The 4,710-nt window shown below is 65.4% G+C and carries 5 protein-coding genes; 3 read left to right on the top strand and 2 right to left on the bottom strand.

The annotated features are described in order from the left end of the window. Nucleotides 1-422 precede the first annotated feature (422 nt). The gene (locus VGC77_RS20890) at nucleotides 423-1,028 is read left to right on the top strand and encodes a hypothetical protein (RefSeq protein WP_331173479.1); all 606 of its coding nucleotides are present in this window, start codon (nucleotides 423-425) and stop codon (nucleotides 1,026-1,028) included. Between the two features lie 129 nt (nucleotides 1,029-1,157). Here the strand turns inward: VGC77_RS20890 and VGC77_RS20885 are convergent, their stop codons facing one another. Next, the gene (locus VGC77_RS20885) at nucleotides 1,158-2,489 is read right to left on the bottom strand and encodes an O-antigen ligase family protein (protein WP_331173478.1); all 1,332 of its coding nucleotides are present in this window, start codon (nucleotides 2,487-2,489) and stop codon (nucleotides 1,158-1,160) included. A 255-nt stretch (nucleotides 2,490-2,744) separates the two neighbouring features. Between VGC77_RS20885 and VGC77_RS20880 the strand changes: the two genes are divergently transcribed. Further along, nucleotides 2,745-3,842, top strand: coding sequence for a glycosyltransferase family 4 protein (locus VGC77_RS20880; protein WP_331173477.1), 1,098 nt, complete (start codon nucleotides 2,745-2,747; stop codon nucleotides 3,840-3,842). Nucleotides 3,843-3,874: 32 nt separating this feature from the next. Further along, on the top strand, nucleotides 3,875-4,417 hold the full coding sequence (locus VGC77_RS20875) for a methylated-DNA--[protein]-cysteine S-methyltransferase (RefSeq protein WP_331173476.1): 543 nt from the start codon (nucleotides 3,875-3,877) through the stop codon (nucleotides 4,415-4,417). Between the two features lie 103 nt (nucleotides 4,418-4,520). Here the strand turns inward: VGC77_RS20875 and VGC77_RS20870 are convergent. Next, the coding region (locus VGC77_RS20870) for an integrase core domain-containing protein (protein ID WP_331173475.1) at nucleotides 4,521-4,710 on the bottom strand (190 nt) is incomplete at its 5' end.

Raw genomic sequence — 4,710 nt, 5'->3', positions numbered from 1 at the left:
AGCGCCAATGGTACTATGGCTCAAGCCCTGGGAGAGTAGGTCGCTGCCAGGCCTGCAAAGGACAAATCATCCTCACAACATACGATCTCAGCCAAACACACAAACGCCGCGACCCCAAAAAGGGCGCGGCGTTTTGGCGTTGTGCAGTCGCAAAAGCCAATTCGATAGCTCAAAACAGCGTCGGTTGCGTCCGACGCGAGATGGCACGCGCCAGCCCAACGGCAACGTGGGTACGGGATCGTCCGGCGCTAAGCCCCGCAGGCATTGGTCGCAGAAAGACAACCAAACCTCATAGATTTCTTCGCCCAACCGGATACACGCCGATGGCGAAAAATTTCGCCATGATTGGCCGGCAATCTTGGCGACGTGGAACCGCAACAGCATGCGGTCTGCCTCACCCCGTCCTTGCCAAGGAGATCGCCATGCCCGCATTGCTTCGCTCCCTGATCGCGGTCGTCAGCGCCGGCGGTTTTGCGCTGGCGCTCGCGCTATCCGCAAGCGGCGGCGCGTCGGCGCAGCAGCCGAAGCCGAAAGCCACCGCCAAGCAGCCGGCGCAGCCCGCGCCGGCGGCCGAAGCGCCGCAACTGAAACAGATCGCGCTCACCGACAAGCAGATCGATCAATTGGTGGCGGCGCAGCCGGAGATCGATGCGATCGCCGCCAAACTGCCGGACAAGCCCAATGCCAAGCCGGATTCCAAGATCGAGGCGCAGTTCGAGGACGTCGCCAAGAAGCACGGCTTTGCCAGCTACGCCGAATACACCGACGTCGTCGACAATGTCGGGCTGGTGCTAGCCGGCTTCGATCCGCAGACCAAGAGCTATGTCGGGCCGGAAGCGGTGCTGAAAGCGCAGATCGCCGCGGTGCAGGCCGACAAGAAGATTGCCGCCAAGGACAAGAAGGCGGCGCTCGCCGATCTCAACGCCGCGCTGAAGACGCCGGCGCCAGCGATCGAGAACAAGGCCAATATCGATCTCGTCACCAAATCCTACGACAAGCTCACCGCGGTGCTGCCGCAGAGCGACTAGCGTTATTCCGGTTCTGATAGAATCAGAACCGGAGCTCTAGATTGTCGTGTTGACGGGTTTCTTCACGCGAACTGGGAGCCACTTCGCTTGAAAACGCGATAGCAATTTTTCGAGTTGGATAATTGCGCTTCAAGTTTCTGCCGCGGCGCGCCCTGAGAGCGCCGCGGAGGGCTGGATGCAGGCCAGCGCCGCCAGTAGCATCGCGATCATCGCCGCGCATTTGACGTGCAGCACGCTTTCGGTGACGTTGACCACCAGCAGAAACACCAGCAGCGCGACCGCGCCGGCGAACAGCGCCGGCGACATCGCCGCTTCGCCCGCAGGCCTTTTGCGCAACGCGGCGCGCAGCAGCGTCAGCAGCAGCGCGACCATCAGCAACGCGCCGAGCGCGCCGAAGCAGACCACAAACTGCAGATAGCCGTCGTGAAATTGATTGACGCCCTGCACCCCGGGAAACGGCGAATACAGGCTCGGCAGCAGCCAGACGTCGGGACCCCAGCCGAGCAGCGGGCGCTGCCGGATCAGATCGATGCCGACCGCCGCCAGCTGCAGCCGCTCCTCCGCGGTCTGCAGCGGCGGATAGCTGGAATTCACCGTGCCGACGATGAGCTGTCCAAGAATGTGCAGCGTCTCGGTCAGCGAGCCGCGCACCACCGATCGGCCGCTGATGACGAAGGCCTGATAGGCGCCGAGCGCCACCGCCGCGGTGCCGATCACCGCGGCGCCGAGCCAGAGCTGCGGGGTGCGTTGCGTCTTCTGCCGGTACCAGGCCGGCGCCGCGAGCGCAAACAGCCAGGCCGTCAAGGCCAGCGCGGTGCCGACATAGCCGCTGCGTCCGCGCAGCAGCACCAGCAGATCGAACAGCCCGATCAGCAAAGGCACTAGCGCCAGCGCCGCGAGCGTGGTGAGGCGCGTTCGCGCCCGTGGATCGAACAGGAAATAATGGATCAACGTCATGGCGGCGATGATGCACAGGCCGCAACACAACGTCGCCAGATTGCGGTTGATGTCGCCGAGGAAGTCTTCGATCGAGCGCGATTGCAGCACCGCGTCCAGTCCGCCGTTGCGCAGCAGCACAACCAAGGCGCCGACCAGGACGCCGCCGAGCAGCAGCGCCACCAGCCGGTCGGTCGGCAGGCGCAATTGTCGGCACGCCGCGACCAGCGCCACCGCGACCAGCGGCCCGAGCGCGATCGGAATATGTTTCGGCCAGTTTCTGAACTGATTGCCGGGACTGCCCGACCAGGTCGCATAGCCGGCCGCCAACGCCACGAACAGCATCCAGGCCAACCCGAGCAGCAGCGGCGGTTGCAGCAGCAGCGCGCGATTGCGCAGCACCAGCACGGTTGAGGCCACCACCAGGATGCCGACCGCGACGTCCGCGATATTGAGCCACCAGAACGAAAACACTCCGATCAGCGGGACGCAGCCGACGACGAGCCAGGCGGCTTCATCGGACACCAACTCCGATCGACCGGCGCGATCCCAGAGCCTCGTTGCAACGCTCAACACCAAAGCCCCTCTTCTGCAGCTCGCGAGCATCCCCGCCGACCGCCGCAATTTAGTGAATCGGTCGTTAAAGACCCGTCAAGTGCGTTCGCCCGCTGTTACGGGCGAAGTCGGGCGGCGAGATGGCAGCCGCGCGGTTCGGCGCGCGTGGACTCCGATGCGGTCCGATGTTAGTGCAGCCCAGCTTTTTTGCTGCCCTGAGGTGCCATGCGGGTCACGTGCGCGATTTTCCAACTCGACAAGCTTGGCGGCAAGGAGCGCGATTGTCTGGCCGTGGCGCGATTGCTAGCGGCGCGCGGCCATGCCGTGACCGTGCTGACCAGCTCGGCGCCGGCCACGCCGGAACAGCACATCGAGTTGCGTGTGCTGCCGATCAAGGGCACCACCAATCATGTGCGCACCACCGCGTTCGCGCGCGCCGTCCGCGATCATCACGCCGCGGCGCCGGGTGAGGCGCTGCTGGCGTTCGATCGGGTGCCCGGCGCGGATTTGTTCTTCGCCGCCGATCCCAGCTATACGCTGCGCTATTCCGGCTGGACCTCGTGGCTGCCGCGTCGTCGCGCGATGCTGGCGCTGGAGCGCGGCATTTTCGATGCCACCGCGAAGACGCATATCTTTTTTCTCACCACGCGGCAGCGCGACGAATATCGCGCGGCGTACCGGCTCGATGCGGCGCGTGCCACGGTGCTGCCGTTGATTCTGCACGAGGAACGCTATGCCGCGGTCGCCGCGCGCGCCGACCGCGCGGTGCTTCGCGGCACGCTTGGCCTGGCCGATGACGCCGTCGTCGCGCTCTGCCTCGGCATCCCGGCCAAGCGCAAGGGATTCGACCGCGCGCTGGACGCGCTGGCGTCGCATCCGAAATTGCAATTGATCCTGGCCGGCTCCTCGGACGGCTGGATCAAACCGCGGGTGCAGCAGCTCGGGCTGCAAGGCCGGGTGCGGGTGCTGCCCTACGTCGCCGAGGTGACCGAGCTGTTGTCCGCCGCGGATGTCTTCCTGCATCCGGCGCGCGAGGAAGCCGCCGGCGTCGTGCTCGGCGAAGCGCTGCTGGCCGGAACCCCGGTGATCGTGTCGGGGGTGTGCGGCTATGCCCCGGAGGTGGCGCGCTCCGGCGCCGGGATCGTGCTGCCGGAGCCGTTCCAGGGCGAGGCGCTGGCGCGGGCGATCGGCGAGGTGATCGCGCGGCTGCCGGCGTTCCGGCAGGCGGCGGCGGCGGAATCCGCGCGGCTGCAACAGGTCCGCGGCCATTGGCTGGCGACCATTGCCGATCAGGTCGAAGCTCTGGCCCAGCACCAGGGCTAGCGAAAATCCGCGCGCTGGCTTACCCTTACGCCATGAGCCCGTCAGGTTTTGCACTGTTCGACACGGCCATCGGCCGCTGCGGCGTGGTCTGGAGCGGCGAGGGCATTGTCGGCGTGCAACTGCCGCAGCCGAGCGAGCAGCAAACCCGGGCGCGGATCGATCAACGCTGCCCGGGGCTGCAACCGGCGTCGCCGCCGCCCGAGGTGCAGCAGGCGATCGACCGCATCGTCGCGCTGCTCGCAGGCCAGAAGGTCGATCTGTCCGGCGTTGCGCTCGATCTCGCCGAGGCCTCCGCATTCCAGCGCAGCGTCTACGCGATTGCGCGCGCGATTCCGCCCGGTCAGACACTGAGCTATGGCGACATCGCCCGACGGCTCGGCGACGTCGCATTATCGCGCGAGGTCGGCCAGGCGCTCGGCCGCAATCCCTGTCCGATCATCGTGCCGTGCCATCGCGTGCTGGCGGCCGGCGACAAGCCCGGCGGCTTCTCGGCGAACGGCGGCGTCGCCACCAAACTCAAGCTGCTGTCGATCGAAGGCGCCCGCGTGAACTACACGCCGTCGCTGTTCGATTGACGAATGCGAATTGTGGCGCTTCACCAATTCGAGCGTCGTCCTGAGAGCCTGACTTAAAAAACAGCAAGTAAAATCAGGAGTTGCGTCATGCTGTGCATGTTCATTAATTCGCTGATTGAATGGTTTTGGTCTCGGCGAATTGCTTTGGGGTCTGTCCGCCGAGCGCCTGATGAGGCCGGTGGTTGTTGTAATAGATCAGGTATTCGAACAGTTCGTTGGCGAAGTGCTCGAGATTGTCGAAGGTGGCGCCGTCGATGACGTCGTCGTCGATTGTGCGCCAGAAGCGCTCGATC

It is taken from the genome of Rhodopseudomonas sp., from assembly GCF_036404135.1.
GTDB lineage: Bacteria > Pseudomonadota > Alphaproteobacteria > Rhizobiales > Xanthobacteraceae > Rhodopseudomonas_A.
The sequence above is the reverse complement of the archived record's forward strand: the minus strand, read 5'-3'. Positions and strand labels throughout refer to the sequence as shown.

Excerpts from the sequence above, each read along its gene's own strand:
- VGC77_RS20890 (WP_331173479.1), top strand. The coding sequence starts at position 423 with ATGCCCGCATTGCTTCGCTCCCTGATCGCGGTCGTCAGCGCCGGCGGT.
- VGC77_RS20880 (WP_331173477.1), top strand. The coding sequence starts at position 2,745 with ATGCGGGTCACGTGCGCGATTTTCCAACTCGACAAGCTTGGCGGCAAG.
- VGC77_RS20875 (WP_331173476.1), top strand. The coding sequence starts at position 3,875 with ATGAGCCCGTCAGGTTTTGCACTGTTCGACACGGCCATCGGCCGCTGC.